This is a genomic window from Microbacterium sp., from assembly GCF_039812165.1.
GTDB lineage: Bacteria > Actinomycetota > Actinomycetes > Actinomycetales > Microbacteriaceae > Microbacterium.
This window is the reverse complement of record NZ_JBDIAB010000005.1, coordinates 1-19025: the sequence shown is the minus strand read 5'-3', so window position 1 is coordinate 19025 and position 19025 is coordinate 1. Positions and strand designations below refer to the sequence as shown.

The 19025-nt window shown below is 69.7% G+C and carries 18 protein-coding genes; 9 read left to right on the top strand and 9 right to left on the bottom strand.

What is annotated here, in order from left to right:
- Positions 1–17 precede the first annotated feature (17 nt).
- Complete coding sequence (locus WML84_RS01145; protein ID WP_347344322.1) at positions 18–1418, top strand: dipeptidase; 1401 nt, start codon at positions 18–20, stop codon at positions 1416–1418.
- Here the strand turns inward: WML84_RS01145 and WML84_RS01140 are convergent.
- From WML84_RS01140 to WML84_RS01130, 3 genes are all read right to left on the bottom strand, one after another.
- Positions 1415–2071: an HAD family hydrolase gene (locus WML84_RS01140; protein ID WP_347344321.1), complete on the bottom strand. Its 657-nt coding sequence runs from the start codon at positions 2069–2071 to the stop codon at positions 1415–1417. The two genes, WML84_RS01145 and WML84_RS01140, sit on opposite strands and share 4 nt — an antisense overlap.
- A gap of 100 nt (positions 2072–2171) precedes the next feature.
- Positions 2172–3518: a DUF222 domain-containing protein gene (locus WML84_RS01135; RefSeq protein WP_347344320.1), complete on the bottom strand. Its 1347-nt coding sequence runs from the start codon at positions 3516–3518 to the stop codon at positions 2172–2174.
- Positions 3519–3817: 299 nt separating this feature from the next.
- A complete protein-coding gene (locus WML84_RS01130; RefSeq protein ID WP_347344319.1) occupies positions 3818–4396 on the bottom strand; it encodes a DUF1349 domain-containing protein in 579 nt (192 codons plus the stop codon).
- 133 nt (positions 4397–4529) lie between these two features.
- Here WML84_RS01130 and erpA point away from each other — a divergent pair, with 133 nt between their 5' ends.
- The 4 genes from erpA to WML84_RS01110 all read left to right on the top strand — a co-directional run bounded on the left by erpA (position 4530) and on the right by WML84_RS01110 (position 8104).
- On the top strand, positions 4530–4895 hold the full coding sequence (gene erpA / locus WML84_RS01125; protein WP_347344318.1) for an iron-sulfur cluster insertion protein ErpA: 366 nt from the start codon (positions 4530–4532) through the stop codon (positions 4893–4895).
- A gap of 114 nt (positions 4896–5009) precedes the next feature.
- Positions 5010–5906: a cytochrome c oxidase subunit II gene (locus WML84_RS01120; protein WP_347344317.1), complete on the top strand. Its 897-nt coding sequence runs from the start codon at positions 5010–5012 to the stop codon at positions 5904–5906.
- Positions 5906–7669, top strand: coding sequence for a cytochrome c oxidase subunit I (ctaD, locus tag WML84_RS01115; protein ID WP_347344316.1), 1764 nt, complete (start codon positions 5906–5908; stop codon positions 7667–7669). The genes WML84_RS01120 and ctaD overlap by 1 nt, the downstream gene beginning before the upstream one ends.
- Positions 7670–8104 (top strand): cytochrome c oxidase subunit 4, encoded by a 435-nt coding sequence (locus WML84_RS01110; protein WP_347344315.1) that lies wholly within the window; start codon positions 7670–7672, stop codon positions 8102–8104.
- Between the two features lie 344 nt (positions 8105–8448).
- Here the strand turns inward: WML84_RS01110 and WML84_RS01105 are convergent, their stop codons facing one another.
- From WML84_RS01105 to WML84_RS01085, 5 genes are all read right to left on the bottom strand, one after another.
- Entirely contained in the window at positions 8449–8856 is a 408-nt protein-coding gene (locus WML84_RS01105; protein ID WP_347344314.1) for a rhodanese-like domain-containing protein, read from the bottom strand.
- 84 nt (positions 8857–8940) lie between these two features.
- Positions 8941–10758 (bottom strand): cytochrome bc complex cytochrome b subunit, encoded by a 1818-nt coding sequence (locus WML84_RS01100; protein ID WP_347344313.1) that lies wholly within the window; start codon positions 10756–10758, stop codon positions 8941–8943.
- A complete protein-coding gene (locus tag WML84_RS01095; protein WP_347344312.1) occupies positions 10755–11834 on the bottom strand; it encodes a Rieske (2Fe-2S) protein in 1080 nt (359 codons plus the stop codon). Before WML84_RS01095 ends, WML84_RS01100 begins: the two co-directional genes overlap by 4 nt.
- A gap of 36 nt (positions 11835–11870) precedes the next feature.
- Complete coding sequence (locus tag WML84_RS01090; RefSeq protein WP_347344311.1) at positions 11871–12671, bottom strand: cytochrome c; 801 nt, start codon at positions 12669–12671, stop codon at positions 11871–11873.
- A gap of 20 nt (positions 12672–12691) precedes the next feature.
- Positions 12692–13336, bottom strand: coding sequence for a heme-copper oxidase subunit III (locus WML84_RS01085; RefSeq protein WP_347344310.1), 645 nt, complete (start codon positions 13334–13336; stop codon positions 12692–12694).
- Between the two features lie 184 nt (positions 13337–13520).
- Here WML84_RS01085 and trpD point away from each other — a divergent pair, with 184 nt between their 5' ends.
- Together trpD and WML84_RS01075 are read left to right on the top strand one after the other, a co-directional pair.
- Positions 13521–14582, top strand: coding sequence for an anthranilate phosphoribosyltransferase (gene trpD / locus WML84_RS01080; RefSeq protein ID WP_347344309.1), 1062 nt, complete (start codon positions 13521–13523; stop codon positions 14580–14582).
- A gap of 14 nt (positions 14583–14596) precedes the next feature.
- Positions 14597–15610, top strand: a complete 1014-nt coding sequence (locus WML84_RS01075) for a PHP domain-containing protein (RefSeq protein WP_347344308.1) — start codon at positions 14597–14599, stop codon at positions 15608–15610.
- Positions 15611–15804: 194 nt separating this feature from the next.
- On the opposite strand, the gene WML84_RS01070 is transcribed toward WML84_RS01075, so the two are convergent.
- Positions 15805–16722, bottom strand: coding sequence for a 5'-3' exonuclease (locus tag WML84_RS01070; protein ID WP_347344307.1), 918 nt, complete (start codon positions 16720–16722; stop codon positions 15805–15807).
- 77 nt (positions 16723–16799) lie between these two features.
- On the opposite strand from WML84_RS01070, the gene WML84_RS01065 reads away from it, so the two are divergent.
- On the top strand, positions 16800–17228 hold the full coding sequence (locus WML84_RS01065) for a hypothetical protein (RefSeq protein WP_347344306.1): 429 nt from the start codon (positions 16800–16802) through the stop codon (positions 17226–17228).
- A 165-nt stretch (positions 17229–17393) separates the two neighbouring features.
- Positions 17394–18848: a 30S ribosomal protein S1 gene (gene rpsA / locus WML84_RS01060; RefSeq protein ID WP_347344305.1), complete on the top strand. Its 1455-nt coding sequence runs from the start codon at positions 17394–17396 to the stop codon at positions 18846–18848.
- Positions 18849–19025 lie beyond the last annotated feature (177 nt).

Sequence of the window (19025 nt, the reverse complement as noted above, 5' to 3'; positions counted from 1 at the left end):
CTCCTAAGATTACCCGCATGACGTCCGCACTGTCCCGCTCCGCCGCCGTGCACGAGGCGGCCCTCGCCGCCGTCCCCGCCGCGCTCGCCGATCTGGGACGCCTCGTGCGCATCCCGTCGGTCGCCTTCCCCGGCTTCGACCGGCGCGAGGTCGCGCGCAGCGCGGCCGCCGTGAAGGAGCTGCTCGACGGCCTCGGGGTCTTCGACGCGGTGGAGATCCGCACCGCGACGATCCCCGAGACGGGGGAGGAGGGGATGCCGGCGGTGATCGCCACGCGCGCGGCGCGTCACGGTCGCCCGACGATCCTCCTGTACGCCCACCACGACGTGCAGCCGGTCGGCGACGACTCGCGCTGGCAGTCGCCGCCGTTCGAGCCGACCGTGCGCGACGGGCGCCTGTACGGGCGCGGCGCCGCCGACGACAAGGCGGGCGTCATGGCGCACGTGGGTGCGCTGCGCGCGCTCGTCGAGGTGCTCGGCACGGACTTCGACCTGGGCGTGAACCTCTTCATCGAGGGCGAGGAGGAGGCCGGCTCCCGCTCGTTCGCCGCGTTCCTGCGCGAGAACGCCGACGCGCTGCGCGCCGACGTCATCGTCGTCGCGGACTCCGGCAACTGGGATGCGGCGACGCCGGCCCTGACCGTCTCGCTGCGCGGCAACGCGCGCTTCACGATGACCGTGCGCACGCTCGAGCACGCGTCGCACTCCGGCATGTTCGGCGGCGCCGTGCCCGACGCCACGATGGCGGCCGTGACGCTGCTCGCGACCCTGTGGGACGCCGACGGCGCGGTGGCGGTGGCCGGTCTCGAAGAGCGGGATGCCGAGACCCCCGACTACCCGGAGGAGACCCTGCGCGACGAGGCCGGCCTCCCCGACGGCGTCCGGCCGATCGGCCGCGGGACGATCCTCAGCCGCATCTGGAACAAGCCCTCGATCACGGTGACCGGCATCGACGTGCCGAGCGTCGCGAACGCCTCGAACACTCTGACCCCGGAGGTCTCGGTCGTGATCAGCGCCCGGGTCGCGCCGGGCCAGCCCGCGACGGAGGCCTACGCGGCGGTGGAGGCGCACCTGCGCGCGCACGCGCCGTTCGGCGCGCAGCTGGAGTTCCGCGACGTGGACTGCGGCGACGCGTTCCTCGTCGACACGAGCGGCTGGGCGGTCGCGCAGGCGCGCGCGGCCTTGGAAGCGGGCTACGGCGTCGCGCCGGTCGACATCGGCGTCGGCGGCTCGATCCCCTTCATCGCCGATCTCGTGCGCGAGTTCCCGGGCGCGCAGATCCTCGTGACCGGCGTGGAGGATCCGCACTCGATGGCGCACAGCCCGAACGAGTCGTTGCACCTCGACACCTTCCGCCACGCGCTGGCGTCCGAGGCGCTCCTTCTCGAGGCGCTCGACGCCCGTACGGTTCGCGACTAGAGGACGAGCTTCCCGACGAGGTGCAGTCGTTCGTCGGCGGGGGAGAGCGCGGGCGGCAGCAGGAGCGTGGGGATGCCGGACTCCACTGCGCCGCCATCCGGACGCGAACGGTCGCCGACCATCAGTGCCTCGCCTGCTGTCACGCCGAGACTCGAGAGGGCGTGGGCGAAGATCGCGGGGTCGGGCTTCTCTGATCCGATCTCGAACGACAGCGAGTAGGAGTCCACGGCATCGGCGAGTCCGGCCGCCGCGAAGGCCGGTCGTATGTCGAAGTGGATGTCGCTCACGACTCCGACGAGGATGCCGCCGCGGTGGAGCGCACGGATCGTGGGCACCGAATCCGACACGAACCGATTCCGTGTGTGGTCGGACTCCGATGCGTAGATCGCCTGCGCGAGAGGCTCGTCGATCCCCGCATCTCGGAAGACCGTCAGGAGCGCGTCTCGGTGGCGCTGAGGGTCGCTGTCCAGCCCAGGAGCGTCCAGGCGGTCTTCTTCGCCGCTGCTGGCGAGAATCCGCCGGGTCACGTCATCGGTGACGGCGGCCGTGACCGGGCGACCGAGGCGTCGAAGTCCGTCTTCGACCCAGTCCTCGACGGTCGGCGGCACGACGAGCGTTCCCCGCCAGTCGAAGAGAACCGCCCGAACCTGCACGGTGCCAGGCTACTGTCACCTGCGGTCGCCTCGCCGATCGGCACCGGCTCCTGCGACGCTCCCGTCACGCCATCGGACGGTGACGCGCATCGCCTCCCGATCACGCGGCGGGTCGGAATCGTGGTGGGGGTGGGTCGATGCCTGCCCATGCGTAGGTCAGTGCGAGTCGGGGTTTCAGGACGATCGTCTCGCCGCCGCCGGGTGGTGGATGCAGGACGAAGTCGCCGAGCCCGTCACGGGTGATGCGCCAGCCGCCGTTGTGCAATGCCATGTGATGGAACCGACACAGCAGGATCCCCCGGTCGGTGTCGGTGTTCCCGCCCTCGGCGTGGTGGTCGATGTGATGCGATTCGCAGTAGGAGGCGGGCCGGTCGCAGCCCTTCCACCGGCATCCGCCGTCCCGGATCGCGAGCGCGACCCTTTGCCGCGGGGAGAACAGCCGTGCCTCCCGGCCCAGGTGCAGCGGGTTCCCGTCCCGGTCGATCCGCAACTCCACGATGCCGGTGTCGCACGCGAGCTGTTCGATCAGCCACGCGGGAAGGGTGCTCTGGTCCTCCTCGAGCACACCCACCCCCGGACGCCCGTCGGCGACCGCGGCGCGTGCGGCAGCGCTGATCACGACCCGGACGCCGGCCTGTCTCGTGCCGAACACGGCCTTCGCGTCGGCGAGGGCCCCGGTGCGGAGCACGTCGATGAGCAGGTCGTACGCGAGCTGCTCGTTCGTGCGCGGGTCCGCGACCAGCTCGTCGGCGCGGGCCTTCTCGGTCGGGTCCACGAACCGGGGCCCGCCCCGACGCGGCCGGAGCGCGGAGTCGATGATCGTGCGGACCCACGCGGCGGCGTGGTCGTCGAAGCTGAACGTGCCCCGGTGGATGCCGTCCGCATCGGTCCACATCCGAAACGACCGTGCCCGGAATCGTTCCTCGAACCGCCGCTGCGCACCCTCCGGGTCCAGCTGATCCCGCAACGTCCGCGCCGCGCGCGCCAACTCCTCCACCGTCCGATGCGGCGCCTCCACCACCAACTCACCCGCCGCCACCGCCCACACCTCCCGCAGCTGTTCAGCCGCACGCGCCCGGTCCGCGGCATCGTCGACGCCGTCCACGCTGTCGGCCCCATCCGCATCCGGCGCCGGCGGCTCGCCGAGCCCACGGAGGATCGCGTCATGCTGCGCCGCCGTGATCGCACCCGCCAGCAGGGCGTCGCTCAACGGAGCATGCCACGGACGGCCCACCACGACGGACCCTTCCGTGGCATCGACTCCCTCGCCCGCGCCGTCGACGCCGTCGCCGTGCGAGGTCGAGAGCGCCTCCCCGAGCCGTACCTGCTTGACCGCGTCCGCCCGCGTCGAGCCCGTCAGTTCCTGTACCAGCGACGCCGGCGACCGATGGCCGCGCTTCTGCGCCAACCCGGAATGTCCCGCCTCTCTTGTCGAGCGGGCGGCCACGACCCCCGACGCCGCGATCCGCAGCGACTCGCACGCTCGCGCGAGCGCGGACACCGTCGAGATCACCGCGACGACCTCGTCGTCGCCCAACCGCGACACCGCACCCGGGACGGCGACCGCCTCGACGTCACCGACCAGGGCGCGCAACGCATCGAGCTGCGCCTGAAGGTCGGAGAAGAATGGCATGCTTCATCCTCTCAGAGCCCTCCGACATTCGAAGAGATATTCCGGGTGCTCGGCCTGGATGGCCGCTCGTGACGCTCGAGAGGCCGTCCACGTCGACCGCCTCGTGCGGCCGGTCAGTGAAGCGAGCCGTCGGGCGGAGTGGTGCGCCACGTGTGCAGCGGCACGGTGAGACCGGCCCGCGTGGGGGCGTTCACGAACGGCCCGGCCTCGGCGGGCAGCTCGGGCGGGAACGGGATGACGCGGACGAGGCGGAGCTCGCCGTCCGCCGCGCGGGCTCGGAGGGTGATCGCGTCGCCGGAGCGGGACAGTCGGATCAGGATGCGCTCGCCGGCCCAGTCCGGGACGGGGGCCAGCGACCAGTCCGACCGGCCGTCGGTGACAACGGCCCCGAGCTGTGGACTGCCGTCGGCGAACTCGACGCCGGCTTTGATCCAGCGCTCGTCCGAGGCGCGGACGAAGACGCCCGCCTGGTCGAACTGCGCGCCGAACGCCGCGGTGAACTCGACCTCGACGGCGCTGTCGTTCTCGAAGGGGACGAGGAGGGCGTGCTCGCTGTCGTGGACGAAGCCGTAGGAGGTGAGCCGCCACGCGTCGCTGCCCTCGGCGGCGGTGACCAGCAGGTCTCCGCCGCGCTCCTCGACCCGGACGGGCGGGTGGGTCCAGCGTCCCGCGGACCAGGGGATGTCGGTCATGTGCGTCTCCTCCGATGGTCGCGTCCGGCGTCGTACCAGGTGTACCAGAGCCCCGCCCATCCCCGACCGCCACCCCACGGCGTAGAATCGTGGCATCCAGCCGTCTGATAACGGCCCGACACCCGGGAGAGCCATGACCGACCTCGCCACGCCGCCCGCCGACATCGCCCGCGCCCACGGCGTCCTGCTCACCACGGCCGCCGCCGACAAGGTGCGGAGCCTCCTCGACCAGGAGAACCGCGACGACCTGCGCCTGCGCGTCGCCGTGCAGCCGGGCGGATGCTCGGGACTGATCTACCAGCTCTACTTCGACGAGCGCCTGCTCGACGGCGACCAGACCGTCGACTTCGACGGCGTCGAGGTCATCGTCGACGACATGTCGGTGCCCTATCTCGACGGGGCGACGATCGACTTCAAGGACACCATCTCGGAGCAGGGGTTCACGATCGACAACCCCAACGCGGCCGGCAGCTGCGCCTGTGGCGACAGCTTCCACTGATCAGGGCCGGTAATCCCGCGCACGGTGAGAATTTCCTGGAGGGATGGCCTGAATCGGGTGGGAGGATTGCCCTAGACTGGCGAAAGATCTTCTCGCGACCCGGAAAGGTGAACCGTGCGCCCTCAACGCCGCCTCCGCTGGGCCGTCATCCCGCTCGGGATCGTCACGGCTGTCACGCTCGCAGCCTGCACCCCGACCGAGCTGAACGGCTACCTCCCGGGGTTCCTCGACGACGGAAGCCAGGCCACCAACCACACCTCGATGGTGTCCGGTCTGTGGGTCAACTCCTGGATCGTCCTCCTCGGCGTCGGCGTGGTCACGTGGGGTCTCCTCGGCTGGGCCGCGGTCGCCTACCGCCGTCGCAAGGGCCAGACCGGCCTGCCGGTGCAGCTGCGCTACAACATGCCGATCGAGATCTTCTACACGATCGTGCCGTTCATCCTCATCCTGGGCTTCTTCTCGTTCACGGCGCGCGACCAGACGATCCTCGAGACGCAGTACGAGGACCCGGACGTCTGCATCACGGCGATCGGCAAGCAGTGGGCGTGGGACTTCCAGTACAACGGCGACGACTGCGAGACCGACGACGCCGTGTGGACGATGGGCGTGCAGGCCCAGACCGACGAGAAGGGCGACATCGTCAACGAGCTGCCCGAGCTCGTGCTCCCGGTCGACAAGACGGTGAAGATCAAGCTGCAGTCGCGCGACGTCGCGCACTCGTTCTGGATCATCGACTTCCTGTACAAGAAGGACCTGTACATCGGTCGCGACAACTACTGGTCGTTCACGCCGACGCGTGAGGGCGAGTACCCCGGCAAGTGCGCCGAGCTCTGCGGCGAGTACCACTCGATGATGCTCTTCAACGTCAAGGTCGTCAGCGAGTCCGAGTACGAGGACTACCTGGCGTCGCTCCGCGAGGCGGGCCAGACCGGCGACATCAACGAGGCCTACGTCCGGCTGCAGAACCTGCCCGGCACCGGCGGCAGCACTGAGTCCGAGGGAGGCCACTGATGGCGACGACACTTCCGCTCCAGGGTGAGACGCACGCCCGACCCACGACGCTCCCGCCGCGCCAGGCGGCCCTGCTCAGCGCCTCGCGCGTCGAGCAGAAGGGCAACATCATCGTCAAGTGGCTGACGTCCACCGACCACAAGACGATCGGGTACATGTACCTGATCGCCTCGGTGCTCTTCTTCCTCCTCGGCGGCGTGATGGCGCTCATCATCCGTGCCGAGCTCTTCGAGCCGGGCATGCAGATCATCCCGACCAAGGAGCAGTACAACCAGCTGTTCACGATGCACGGCACGATCATGCTGCTGATGTTCGCGACGCCGCTGTTCGCCGGATTCGCCAACGCGATCCTGCCGCTGCAGATCGGCGCCCCGGACGTCGCCTTCCCGCGGCTGAACGCGCTCGCGCTGTGGCTGTTCATCTTCGGCTCGCTCATCGCGGTGGCCGGCTTCCTCACCCCGCAGGGCGCCGCCTCGTTCGGCTGGTTCGCCTACCAGCCGTTGGCGAACGCGACGTTCTCACCGGGCGTGGGCGGCAATCTCTGGATGCTGGGCCTGGGCATGAGCGGCTTCGGCACGATCATGGGTGGCGTCAACTTCATCACCACGATCATCACGATGCGCGCGCCCGGCATGACGATGTGGCGGATGCCGATCTTCTCCTGGAACGTGCTGATCACCAGCATCCTGGTGCTGATGGTCTTCCCGGTGCTGGCCGCGGCCATCCTCGCGGCGGCCGCCGACCGCGTGCTCCACGCGCACGTCTACGACGTCGAGAACGGCGGAGTGCTGCTGTGGCAGCACCTGTTCTGGTTCTTCGGCCACCCCGAGGTGTACATCATCGCGCTGCCGTTCTTCGGCATCGTCTCCGAGGTCTTCCCGGTGTTCAGTCGCAAGCCGATCTTCGGCTACAAGACGCTCGTGTACGCGACGGTGTCGATCGCGGCCCTGTCGGTCGCGGTGTGGGCGCACCACATGTTCGTCACGGGCGCGGTGCTGCTGCCGTTCTTCTCGCTCATGACGATGCTCATCGCGGTGCCCACGGGCGTGAAGATCTTCAACTGGATCGGCACGATGTGGCGCGGCTCGATCACGTTCGAGACGCCCATGGTGTTCGCACTCGGCTTCCTGGTGTCGTTCGTCTTCGGCGGCCTCACCGGCGTCATCCTCGCCTCGCCGCCGCTCGACTTCCACGTGTCGGACTCGTACTTCGTCGTCGCGCACTTCCACTACGTGGTGTTCGGCACGGTCGTGTTCGCGATGTTCTCCGGCTTCTACTTCTGGTGGCCGAAGTGGACGGGCCGCATGCTCAACGAGCGTCTCGGCATGGTGCACTTCTGGATGCTGTTCATCGGCTTCCACATGACGTTCCTCATCCAGCACTGGATCGGCGTCGACGGCATGGTGCGACGCTACGCGGACTACTCCGCGGCCGACGGCTGGACGTGGCAGAACCAGGTGTCGACGATCGGTGCGATCATCCTGGGCGCCTCGATGATCCCGTTCTTCCTGAACGTCTGGATCACCTCGCGCACCGCGCCCAAGGTCACCGTCAACGACCCGTGGGGCTACGGCGGGTCGCTCGAGTGGGCGACGTCGTGCCCGCCGCCGCGGCACAACTTCACGTCGATCCCGCGCATCCGCAGCGAGCGTCCGGCCTTCGACCTGAACCACCCGGAGGCGGCGATGCCGGTCGGTGTGGGCCCCGCCAAGGACGCCCCCGACGCGCCGGTCTACGATGTCGCCGAGGGAGAGGTGAAGTAGATGAAGACCAACACCAACCTCTGGTGGATCCTGTGCGTGTTCTGCATCGTGATGACGGTGGTCTACGTCGGCTGGAACATCATCGCGCACCCGCAGCTGAACTGGTACAACGCGATCGAGTGGGTCGGCGCCGTCGGCCTGCTGTTCACGGCCTTCATGGGCGCCCTGATCGGCTTCTACGTGAGCCGCGTGCACAAGGCGCAGGGCGGTGAGCTGCCGGAGGACACCCTGACGGCGGTGATCGACGACGGCGACCCCGAGCAGGGCGAGTTCAGCCCCTGGTCGTGGTGGCCGCTCGTGCTGGCCTTCTCGGCTGCGCTCGCGATCCTCGGCCTCGCGGTCGGCGTGTGGATGTTCCCGATCGGACTCGCCGTGTTCGTCGTGGCGATCGTCGGCTGGGTCTACGAGTACTACCGCGGCTACTTCGCGCACTGAGGCTGTTTCGAAGAGGGGCGGATGCCGGACGGCATCCGCCCCTCTTCGTGCGCTCAGCGGGGCTCCTGCGGCTCCTGAGGCCCGGCTGGGGTGCGTCCGTCCGGCCCGGCGGCGAGCCCTGGGTCCCTCCCGCCGGCGGCCCGGGGCCCATCGAGTCACTGTCCCAGGTACCAGTCACTGCGCTGGAGCACAGTGACCCGGCGGGGGAGCAGTGACTCGGCGGAAGGGGGCAGTGACCCTGGCGGGCACACTGACGCGGGAGTGCGGGAAAGGCCGGCCAGGCGCGGACGGACGCGTCAGGACCGGCGGCGGCGACACCGACGTCGGTCCGCGGATCGGACGCGTCAGGAGCGGACGTACATGACGAGCGGGTCGAACGTGCGGGGGAGCGGCCCCTCGTCGTTCTCGGTGGGCTGCCCCTCGCGCACCCAGTACTCGTACCCGCCGATCATCTCGCGCACCTGGTAGCCGAGCCTCGCGAGCGCCAGCGCGCCCTTGGCGCCGGCGTTGCAGCCCGGGCTCCAGCAGTACACGACCACAGGGACTGACGGGTCGAGCTCCCTCGGGGCGCGCTCGGCGATCTGGCTGTAGGGCATGTGGACGGCCCCTGGAATGCGCCCCTGCGCCCAGGCCTCGTCGCTGCGCACGTCGACGATCACGAGGCTCTCGCCGGCCTTCTGCGCGGCGTAGGCGTCGGAGGCGTCCGTCTCGTGCTCGAGCTTCGCGGAGAAGTAGGCGATGGCATCCGTCATGTCATCGACGCTAGGGGAAGACGAAAGCGGCGAGGCAGACCATGACGGTCATGCCTCGCCGCTTTCCGGCCAATCGGCGGGAGCCTACTGATCCTTGCCGCGGGTGTCGGTCTCGTCGACGACGATGATGTTCGAGGGGCGGTTCGCCGTCTCGGAGTTGTGCCCGTCGTCGATGGGGCGGTGCGGCGCTTCCGGAACACCGGCACGATCGTGCATGCCCTGGATCTCCGCGTCCTCCTCGTGGGCGATGTGCGCGGTCGTGTGGTGCTGGTGCTCGAGCGCCGCGTCGACCTCCGCCTGGGTGAGCGGGGCGAGCCGGTCCTCGAAGAACCAGCGCGAGAACGAGGCGCGCAGGTTCTCGTGCCACGGGATGCGGCCCTGGTCGTTCGGGCGGACGATGAGCGGCGCGTACGTCTCGTAGTCGACGAGCTTCACGCGCTCGTACTCGTCCACCGGCTTGTGGACCTCGATGTACTCGCCGCCGGGCAGGCGCACGATGCGTCCGGACTCGTAGCCGTGCAGCACGATCTCGCGGTCCTTCTTCTGCAGCGCGACGCAGATGCGCTTCGTGACGAAGTACGAGACCCACGGGCCGAGGAACAGCAGGACCTGCAGGGCGTGGATGACGCCCTCCATCGTCAGTGAGAAGTGCGTGGCGATGAGGTCCGACGAGGCGGCGGCCCACAGCACGGCGTAGAACGTGACGCCGGCGGCGCCGATCGCGGTGCGCGTCGCGGCGTTGCGCGGGCGCTGGGCGATGTGGTGCTCGCGCTTGTCGCCGGTGACCCACGCCTCGAGGAACGGGTAGAGCATGACGAGCACGATGAAGATGCCGATGACGGCGAGGGGCACCAGGATGCCGAACGACCACGTACGGTCGAGGAAGACGATGTCCCAGTTCGACGGCGCCAGACGCAGACCGCCGTCCGCGAACCCGATGTACCAGTCCGGCTGCGTGCCCGCCGACACCGGGGAGGGGTCGTAGGGGCCGTAGTTCCAGATCGGGTTGATCGTGAACAGCGACGCGATCAGCACGATGAAGCCGAACGTGATGAACAGGAAGCCGCCCATCTTCGACATGTAGACCGGCATCATCGGGTAGCCCACGACGTTGCTGTTCGTGCGGGCGGGGCCGGCGAACTGCGTGTGCTTGTTGATGACCATGAGCATCAGGTGGATGACCAGCAGCGCCAGCAGGATGGCCGGCAGCAGCAGGATGTGCAGCGTGTACAGGCGGCCGACGATCTGCGTGCCCGGGAACTCGCCGCCGAACAGCAGATACGAGGTCCACACGCCGATGAGCGGGATGCCCTTGATCATGCCGTCGATGATGCGGAGGCCGTTGCCCGACAGCAGGTCGTCGGGGAGCGAGTAGCCGGTGAAGCCCTCGGCCATCGCGAGGATGAACAGGACGAAGCCGATCACCCAGTTCAACTCGCGCGGCTTGCGGAACGCGCCCGTGAAGAAGACGCGGAGCATGTGCACGCCGATGCCGGCGACGAAGACCAGGGCGGCCCAGTGGTGGATCTGGCGGACCAGCAGACCGCCGCGGATGTCGAACGAGATCCGGAGGCTCGAGTCGAGCGCCGCGGACATCTCGACGCCGCGCAGCGGCAGGAAGGAGCCGTTGTAGTGGGTCTCGACCATGGACGCCTGGAAGAAGAACGTCAGGAACGTGCCCGACAGGAGCACGGCGACGAACGCCCACAGGGCGATCTCGCCGAGCATGAACGACCAGTGGTCGGGGAAGATCTTCCGGCCCAGCTCCTTGACGAAGCCGGAGAGGCTGGTGCGCTCGTCGATGTAGTTCGCCGCACCGGCGACGAAGCGTCCGCCCAGGGGCTTCTCCTGGTCGCGGGGGGCCTTGTCAGTGCCCGTCTCGGTGACAGTCGCGGTGCTCAATGGCGCTCCCAGAAGCTCGGGCCGACGGGTTCGGTGAAGTCGCTCTGCGCGATGAGGTAGCCCTCGTCGTCCACGGTGATCGGCAGCTGCGGCAGCGGGCGCGCGGCAGGGCCGAAGATCACGGCGGCGCTGCGCGACACGTCGAACTGCGACTGGTGGCAGGGGCAGAGCAGGTGGTGCGTCTGTTGCTCATACAGGGCGACGGGGCAGCCGACGTGCGTGCAGACCTTGGAGTAGGCGACGATGCCGTTGTAGGACCACTCCAGCTTGTTGTGCTCGGCGGGCAGCTGCTCGGGGAGCAGGCGCATGAGGAGCACGATCGCCTTGGCCTTCTCCTCGAGGTAGCCCTCGTGGTGGCTGAGCTCGGCGAGCGACTCGGGGATGACGTGCACGGCCGAGCCGAGCATGACGTCGGCGGCGCGGATGGGCTCGCCGCTCGGGTCGTGCGTGAGGCGCTCGCCTTCCTTCCACATCGTGTGCTTGAGCAGCGCGACCGGGTCGCCGGCGAGCGGGTGCTCCTCGGTGCTGTGCGGCGCGAGACCGCGGAACAGCGCGATGCCGGGGAGGATCGAGGCCACCAGGGCGGCGATGAGCGAGCCGCGGATCGCGGTGCGGCGTCCGAAGCCGGACTCCTCGTTCGCGTCGCGGAACGCCTGGACGGCGGCCTCGCGCGTGGTGTCGCGGCCGCGGGTCGCGTGGCGCGGCTCGACGAACTCGCGGTCGGACATGATCGCCTTCGACCAGTGGATCGCACCGATGCCGAGGGCGAGCAGGGCCAGGGCGATGCCGAGGCCGATGAACATGTTGTTGTTGCGGATGTCGACGATCCGGCCGCTCTCGATGGGGAACAGCATGTAGGCGGCGATCGCCCAGATGCTGCCGGCCAGCGAGAGGTAGAACAGGGTGTAGACCGTGCGGACGGCGCGCGTCATCGCGGCCGGATCCTCGTCGGTCACCCGGTGCCGGTGCGGGGGGAGGCCGGGAACCTGCACCGGGTCGGCGACCACGACCGCGAGCCCCGGGGAGGGCTTCCACGAAGCCCTCTCGTGCTCGAGCGCGTCTTCCTGGTGTGCCATGCTGCTCCTCGTTCGTTCCAGTACGTCAGTGATCGATCAGTTCGACTTCGCGGTGATCCACACCGTGGCGGCGATGAGGGTTCCGATGCCGAAGATCCAGATGAACAGACCCTCTGAGACGGGGCCGAGGGAGCCGAGCGAGAACCCGCCGGGCGACTCGTTCTCCTGCAGGAACATGAGCGCCGAGATGATGTCGCGCTTCTCCTCCGTGGTCAGCGTCAGGTTGTTGAAGACCGGCATGTTCTGCGGGCCCGTGACCATCGCCGCGTAGATGTTCAGCGGCGTCGTGTGCGTCAGCGCGGGGGCGTACTTGCCCTCGGTGAGGGCACCGCCGGCGGCGGCCACGTTGTGGCACATGGCGCAGTTGATGCGGAAGAGCTCGGCGCCGTTGGCGACGTCGCCCTGACCGTCGAGGATCTCGTCATCGGGGTAGCTCGGGCCGGGGGCCATCGACTGCACCCACGCGCCGATCGCGTCGATCTGCTCGGCGGTGAACTGCGGCGGCTTCTGCGGCGCCTGCGGACCCTGGAACTGCAGGGGCATGCGTCCGGTCGACATCTGGAAGTGCACGGAGAGCTCGCCGACGCCGTAGAGCGACGGGCCGTCGTTCGTGCCGGCCATGTCGAGGCCGTGGCAGGTGGCGCAGTTCGCCTGGAAGAGCTTCTTGCCGTCCTCGACGGTGAGAGCGGATGCCGGTGACGCGGTCTCGGTGGCCGCCATCGCCGCGGAGGCGCCGGCGTACAGGCCTCCGGTGACGAGCAGTCCGATGCCGATCAGCGCGGCGGCGGCCCACTTGCTGCGTCGGCCGGGGGAGCGGCGCGGGGTCTTCGTAGCCATGGACGATTCAGCTCCGCTTCTCACTTGAGGAAGTAGATGACGACGAACAGGACGATCCAGACGACGTCCACGAAGTGCCAGTAGTACGACACGACGATGGTGGAGGTCATCTCCTTGCGCCCGAAGTTCTTGACCGCGAACGCGCGGCCGATCAGGAGGAGGAAGGCGACGAGGCCGCCGGTCACGTGCAGCGCGTGGAAGCCGGTGGTGAGGTAGAACGCCGAGGCGTACGAGTCGGCGCTGATCGGCATGCCCTCTGCGACGAGGGTCGCGTACTCCCACACCTGGCCCGACACGAAGACCGCGCCCATGACGAAGCTGAGGAAGAACCACTCGACCATGCCCCACTGGCGGAACTGCCAGATCGAGCCCTTGCGATAGGGCTGGAAGCGCTCGGCGGCGAAGACGCCCGCCTGCGCGGTGACCGACGACAGCACGAGGATGACGGTGTTGACGAAGGCGAACGGGATGTTCAGCAGTTCGGTGCGCTCGGCCCAGAGCTCGGGCGAGGCGTTTCGCAGCGTGAAGTAGATCGCGAAGAGGCCCGCGAAGAACATCACTTCGCTGCCGAGCCACACGATCGTGCCGACAGCGACCGGATCTGGCCGCTTGACGGAGCGCAAGGCCTGGGAGTACGTCGCTGAGGTGGTCGTCACGAACCCCATTATGTCGGAAACGCGCGCCCGATTCTCGCATCATTCGGACGGTTTTCGACGCTGCTCAACTTAGGATAACCTAAGAACAACCCGCGAATGTGCCGCATGTCGCGACCGCTTCCAAGGGGCGTCGCAGCCGGCTCCGGCGGCCTCTCCCGGCGGGTGCGGCCATGAGGTCCTAAGATCGACAGACATGGCGGAGCTGTACTCGTGGCCGGAGATCCTCTCTCAACTGCTCGATCGGCGCGATCTCAGCGTCTCGGAGTCCACCTGGGCGATGCGGCAGGTGATGGCGGGGTCGGCGACCCCCTCGCAGCTGGCCGGCTTCCTCGTCGCCCTGCGCGCGAAGGGCGAGACCGTCGACGAGGTCGTCGGCTTCCGCGACGCGATCCTCGAGGCGGCGAGCCCGCTGCCGGTGCCGTCCGAGGTGCTCGACATCGTGGGCACCGGGGGCGACCGGTTCGGCACGGTCAACGTGTCGACGATGGCCGCGATCGTGGCCGCGGCATCCGGCGTGCCCGTCGTCAAGCACGGCAACCGCGCGGCGAGCTCGTTGTCCGGCTCGTCCGACGTGCTCGGCGCGCTGGGCGTCGACCTCGCGCTGACCCCGCAAGCGGTCGCCGACGTGCTCGACGAGGTCGGCTTCACGTTCGTCTGGGCCGCAGCGTTCCACTCCGGCTTCAAGCACGCCGGTCCGACGCGCGCCGAGCTCGGTGTGCCGACGGTGTTCAACTTCCTGGGCCCGCTGTGCAACCCGGCGCGCGCCGAGGCCAACGCGGTCGGCGTCGCGAACCTCGATCGCGTGCCGCTGATCACCGGCGTGTTCCAGACGCGCGGCGCGACGGCCCTCGTGTTCCGGGGGGACGACGGCCTCGACGAGCTGACCACGACCGGCCACAGCCGGCTGTGGGAGGTCAGCCGCGGCGATGTCCACGAGCACGACCTCGACCCGCGTGACCTCGGCATCCCGCTCGCCGACATCGACGACCTCCTCGGCGGCGACCCGAGCCACAACGCCGGCGTCATCCGGCGCGTGCTCGGGGGCGAGCGCGGACCGGTGCGCGACATCGTGCTGCTCAACGCGGCGGCGGGGATCGTGGCCTACCGGTTGTTCCTCGACGCGTCTGCGGTGCAGCGTCCGATCGTCGAGCGACTCTCCGAGGGCATGGTGGACGCCGCCGCCGCCATCGACAGCGGCGCGGGGGCGGCGAAGCTCGAGGCCTGGATCACGGCCACCCGCCGGCTGGCCGGATAGGCGGACCGCGGCTCATGCACCCGCACGACGCGCTGACCGAGATCGCGACGCTGCTCGAGCGGGAGCGGTCGTCGCGATACAAGTCGAAGGCGTTCCGCGCCGCCGCGGACGCGATCGCCGGGCTCGGCGACGACGACCTGCGCGACACCGCCGCGCTGCGCCGGCGCAAGGGCATCGGCGACTCGACCTTCGCGGTCATCCAGCAGGCGCTGGAGGGGCGCGTGCCCGACTACCTCGCCGACCTGCGCACGCGCGCCGGCGTGGAGGAGTCCTCGCAGCTCCGCACGCTGCTGCGCGGCGACCTGCACTGCCACTCGGAATGGTCGGACGGCCTCACCTCCATCGATCTGATGGTCGACGCGGCGCTCGCCCTCGGCCACGAGTACGTCGCGCTCACCGACCACTCGCCGCGCCTCCGCGTCGCGAACGGGCTGTCTCCGGAGCGTCTGCGCGCGCAGCTGGCGGTCGTGGCGGAGCTCAACGCCGGGCGGCTGCGGGACGAGCGGCTCACCCTCCTCAGCGGCATCGAGGTCGACATCCTCGACGAGGGCGGGCTGGACCAGGAGGACGATCTGCTCGACGCGCTCGACGTGGTCGTGGCATCCGCCCACTCGAAGCTGCGCATGGAGCGCGCGCCGATGACGCGGCGGCTCGTGGCCGCGGCGTCCGACCCGCGGGTCGACGTGCTCGGGCACGTGACGGGTCGGCTCGTGGAGGGCTCGCGGGGCACGCGGCCGCCGTCGGCCTTCGACGCGCGCGCCGTGTTCGAGGCGTGCGCGGCGCACGGCGTCGCGGTGGAGATCAACTCGCGTCCCGAGCGGCAGGATCCGCCCGACGACCTCATCGCACTCGCGCTCGAGCTCGGATGCCTCTTCTCCATCGACTCCGACGCTCATGCGCCCGGGCAGCTGTCGCTCCTCGACCACGGTGCGGCGCGGGCGGAGCGCGCCGGCGTGCCCGCGGAGCGGATCGTGACGACATGGCCACTCGATCGTCTGCGGGAGTGGACCCGTCGCGAGCGACCTTGACCTTCAGGTTGAAGGTTGGCCCCTGACCGTCGGCGGACTCGAGTCACTGTGTCGCGGTCCGCTCACTGGGCTGCTGCGGAGTGAGTCGACGGTCAGGCAGTGAGTCGACGGCAGGGGCAGTGAGTCGGGGTGGGGTGGCGCGGTAAGGGGCCGTCGGCGAGCACCGGCGTCGAGGAGCCGGCGGTGGTGGCGCGTCAGGGCGCGGCGGTGAGGGCGGCGACGGCGCGGGTCATCGACGAGCCGAGGTTCCAGCGCGCCGACACGGCGTCTACGGCGACCGGGTCGGGGGCGTGCAGGCGCGCGTCGAACGCGCCGAGGTCGAGGTCGCGCACCACGCGCACGACGGTCGGGGCGACGTCGAGATAGTCGAGCGCCGCGAGGACCTTCGCGCGCACGCCCGCGGTCATGCCGACGCCCGCCGCGGCCGCCGCCACGATGCCGTCGAGGTCGCCGTGCGCGGCCAGGAGCGTCGCGGCGGTCTTCTCGCCGACGCCGGCCACGCCGGGGAGGCCGTCGGAGGGGTCGCCGCGCAGCACCGCGAAGTCGGCGTACTGGGAGGGGAGGATGCCGTACTTCGCGACGACCGCCGCATCGGTGAGCACCTCGAGGTTGCTCATGCCCCGCCCCGTATAGATGACGCGCGCGTCACGGGCGTCGTCGACGAGCTGGAACAGGTCGCGGTCGCCCGTGACGACGTCGACGGGGGCCGTCGCCTGCGTGGCGAGGCTGCCGATGACGTCGTCGGCCTCGTGCGCGGCGGCGCCCACGATCGGGATGCCGAGGACCTCCAGCTCCTCGCGGATGACCGGCAGCTGGATCTCGAGGGGATCGGGCACGACCTCGATGTCGGGGCCCGCGTCGACGACCTCGGCCACGCGATGCGTCTTGTAGCTCGGGATGAGCGCGACGCGCCAGTGCGGGCGCCAGTCGTCGTCCCAGCACGCGACCACGTGGGTCGGTCGGTAGGTCGTCACGAGCTTGGCGATCATGTCCAGGAGGCCGCGGGCGGCGTTCACCGGCCGTCCGTCGGGGGCCGAGACGGTGTCGGGGACGCCGTGGAACGCGCGGAAGTAGAGGCTCGCGGTGTCCAGGAGCATGAGGCGGTCGGTCACCGCTTCATCCTGACACGGCGGGATGCCGGGGCGCGCGGCCCATGGACGGCGGGGCCGGCGGCTGTCATGCTGGCCGGATGAGGATCCCCAGACTCATCCCCGCCCTGGCCGTCGCCGTCGCGCTCGTCGGCCTCACCGCCTGCGCGCAGTCCGAGCCGGCCCCGTCGCCGACCCCGACGGCGACCTCGTCGCCGACGCCCGATCCCACGCCGCCGACGCCGGTCATCGCGCCGGTCACGATGGACGTCGGCGACCTGCAGGGCCAGACCGTCGACCTCGTCGTCGGCCAGGTGCTCAACATCGACACGGGCGACCTCGACGTCACCAGCTACTCGGGGCAGGTCGACGACCCGGCCGTGGCCGAGTTCGTCGCCGGCCGTGAGGACGGCAGCGCCACGTTCAACCCCGGCGTCACCGCGCTCGCGCCCGGCTCGACGACCGTCGTGCTGTCGAGCTCGCAGGGCGGCATCCAGGACGTCACGTTCACGGTGAGCGTGTCGGACTGACCGACCCAGGGGCGCCGCGAGCGCCGCTCTGATACGCTGGAGTGTCGCGCGCGCGGCCGCGAATCGGCGTGCATCCGCGGCATCCGCAAGAAACAAATCCACCCGCATGGATCGTCCCGGCACGGCCATGCCCGACCTCCCGACCACCCAAGGACAACCCCCTACATGACTAACGCAACGACCGCCCCGGCTACCAAGCAGGTCGCCATCAACGACATCGGATCTGCTGAGGATTTCCTCGCCGCGGTCGAGAAGACCCTGAAGTTCTTCAACGACGGAGACCTCATCGAAGGCACCGTGGTGAAGATCGACCGCGACGAGGTGCTCCTCGACGTGGGCTACAAGACCGAGGGCGTCATCCCCTCGCGTGAGCTCTCCATCAAGCACGACGTCGACCCCAACGAGGTCGTCGAGGTCGGCGACCACGTCGAGGCCCTCGTGCTCCAGAAGGAGGACAAGGAAGGCCGCCTCATCCTGTCGAAGAAGCGTGCGCAGTACGAGCGCGCGTGGGGCGACGTGGAGCGCATCAAGGAGAACGACGGCGTCGTGACCGGTCAGGTCATCGAGGTCGTCAAGGGCGGCCTCATCGTCGACATCGGCCTGCGCGGGTTCCTCCCCGCCTCGCTCATCGAGCTGCGCCGCGTGCGCGACCTCACGCCGTACCTCGGCCAGGAGCTCGAGGCGAAGATCCTCGAGCTCGACAAGAACCGCAACAACGTCGTGCTGTCGCGCCGCGCGCTGCTCGAGCAGACGCAGTCCGAGTCGCGCACCACGTTCCTCAACAACCTGCACAAGGGCCAGGTCCGCAAGGGCGTCGTGTCCTCGATCGTCAACTTCGGCGCGTTCGTCGACCTCGGCGGCGTGGACGGCCTCGTGCACGTCTCCGAGCTGTCGTGGAAGCACATCGAGCACGCCAGCGAGGTCGTCGAGGTGGGCCAGGAGGTCACCGTCGAGATCCTCGAGGTCGACCTCGACCGCGAGCGCGTCTCGCTGTCGCTGAAGGCGACGCAGGAGGACCCGTGGCAGGTCTTCGCCCGCACCCACGCGATCGGCCAGGTCGCCCCGGGCAAGGTCACCAAGCTCGTCCCGTTCGGCGCGTTCGTGCGCGTCGCGGACGGCATCGAGGGCCTCGTGCACATCTCCGAGCTCAGCGGCAAGCACGTCGAGCTCGCCGAGCAGGTCGTCTCGGTCGGCGAAGAGGTCTTCATCAAGATCATCGACATCGACCTCGAGCGTCGCCGCATCTCGCTGTCGCTCAAGCAGGCGATCGAGTCGGTCGACCCGTACGGCACCGAGTTCGACCCGGCCCTCTACGGCATGGTCACCGAGTACGACGAGCACGGGGAGTACAAGTACCCCGAGGGCTTCGACCCGGAGACCAACCAGTGGAAGGAAGGCTTCGACGCCGAGCGCGAGAAGTGGGAGCAGGAGTACGCGGCTGCCCAGGCTCGCTGGGAGGCCCACAAGGCCCAGGTCATCAAGGCGATCGAGGCGGAGTCCGCCGCGCCCGCCGACCTCGGCGGCGGCTCGTCGTTCTCGTCCGACGTCTCGAACGGCGTCGGCACGCTGGCCGACGACGAGGCGCTCGCGGCTCTGCGCGAGAAGCTCTCCGGTCGCTGAGCGACTGAGCACACGAGAGGCCGGGACCTGCGGGTCCCGGCCTCTCGGCGTTTCGAGCCCGCCACGCCGGTGCCGTCCGGGCTGCGACACGGCTACAGGCGCGCGATCTCCTGCCGCGGCCGCACCGCGATGTCGGTGAGCTGCGTGTCGGGCGGCGCGTCCACGACGAAGCGCACG

Excerpts from the sequence above, each read along its gene's own strand:
- WML84_RS01145 (WP_347344322.1), top strand. The coding sequence starts at position 18 with ATGACGTCCGCACTGTCCCGCTCCGCCGCCGTGCACGAGGCGGCCCTC.
- WML84_RS01130 (WP_347344319.1), bottom strand. The coding sequence starts at position 4,396 with ATGACCGACATCCCCTGGTCCGCGGGACGCTGGACCCACCCGCCCGTC.
- erpA (WP_347344318.1), top strand. The coding sequence starts at position 4,530 with ATGACCGACCTCGCCACGCCGCCCGCCGACATCGCCCGCGCCCACGGC.
- ctaD (WP_347344316.1), top strand. The coding sequence starts at position 5,906 with ATGGCGACGACACTTCCGCTCCAGGGTGAGACGCACGCCCGACCCACG.
- WML84_RS01110 (WP_347344315.1), top strand. The coding sequence starts at position 7,670 with ATGAAGACCAACACCAACCTCTGGTGGATCCTGTGCGTGTTCTGCATC.
- WML84_RS01105 (WP_347344314.1), bottom strand. The coding sequence starts at position 8,856 with ATGACGGATGCCATCGCCTACTTCTCCGCGAAGCTCGAGCACGAGACG.
- WML84_RS01095 (WP_347344312.1), bottom strand. The coding sequence starts at position 11,834 with ATGGCACACCAGGAAGACGCGCTCGAGCACGAGAGGGCTTCGTGGAAG.
- WML84_RS01090 (WP_347344311.1), bottom strand. The coding sequence starts at position 12,671 with ATGGCTACGAAGACCCCGCGCCGCTCCCCCGGCCGACGCAGCAAGTGG.
- WML84_RS01085 (WP_347344310.1), bottom strand. The coding sequence starts at position 13,336 with ATGGGGTTCGTGACGACCACCTCAGCGACGTACTCCCAGGCCTTGCGC.
- trpD (WP_347344309.1), top strand. The coding sequence starts at position 13,521 with ATGGCGGAGCTGTACTCGTGGCCGGAGATCCTCTCTCAACTGCTCGAT.
- WML84_RS01075 (WP_347344308.1), top strand. The coding sequence starts at position 14,597 with ATGCACCCGCACGACGCGCTGACCGAGATCGCGACGCTGCTCGAGCGG.
- WML84_RS01065 (WP_347344306.1), top strand. The coding sequence starts at position 16,800 with ATGAGGATCCCCAGACTCATCCCCGCCCTGGCCGTCGCCGTCGCGCTC.
- rpsA (WP_347344305.1), top strand. The coding sequence starts at position 17,394 with ATGACTAACGCAACGACCGCCCCGGCTACCAAGCAGGTCGCCATCAAC.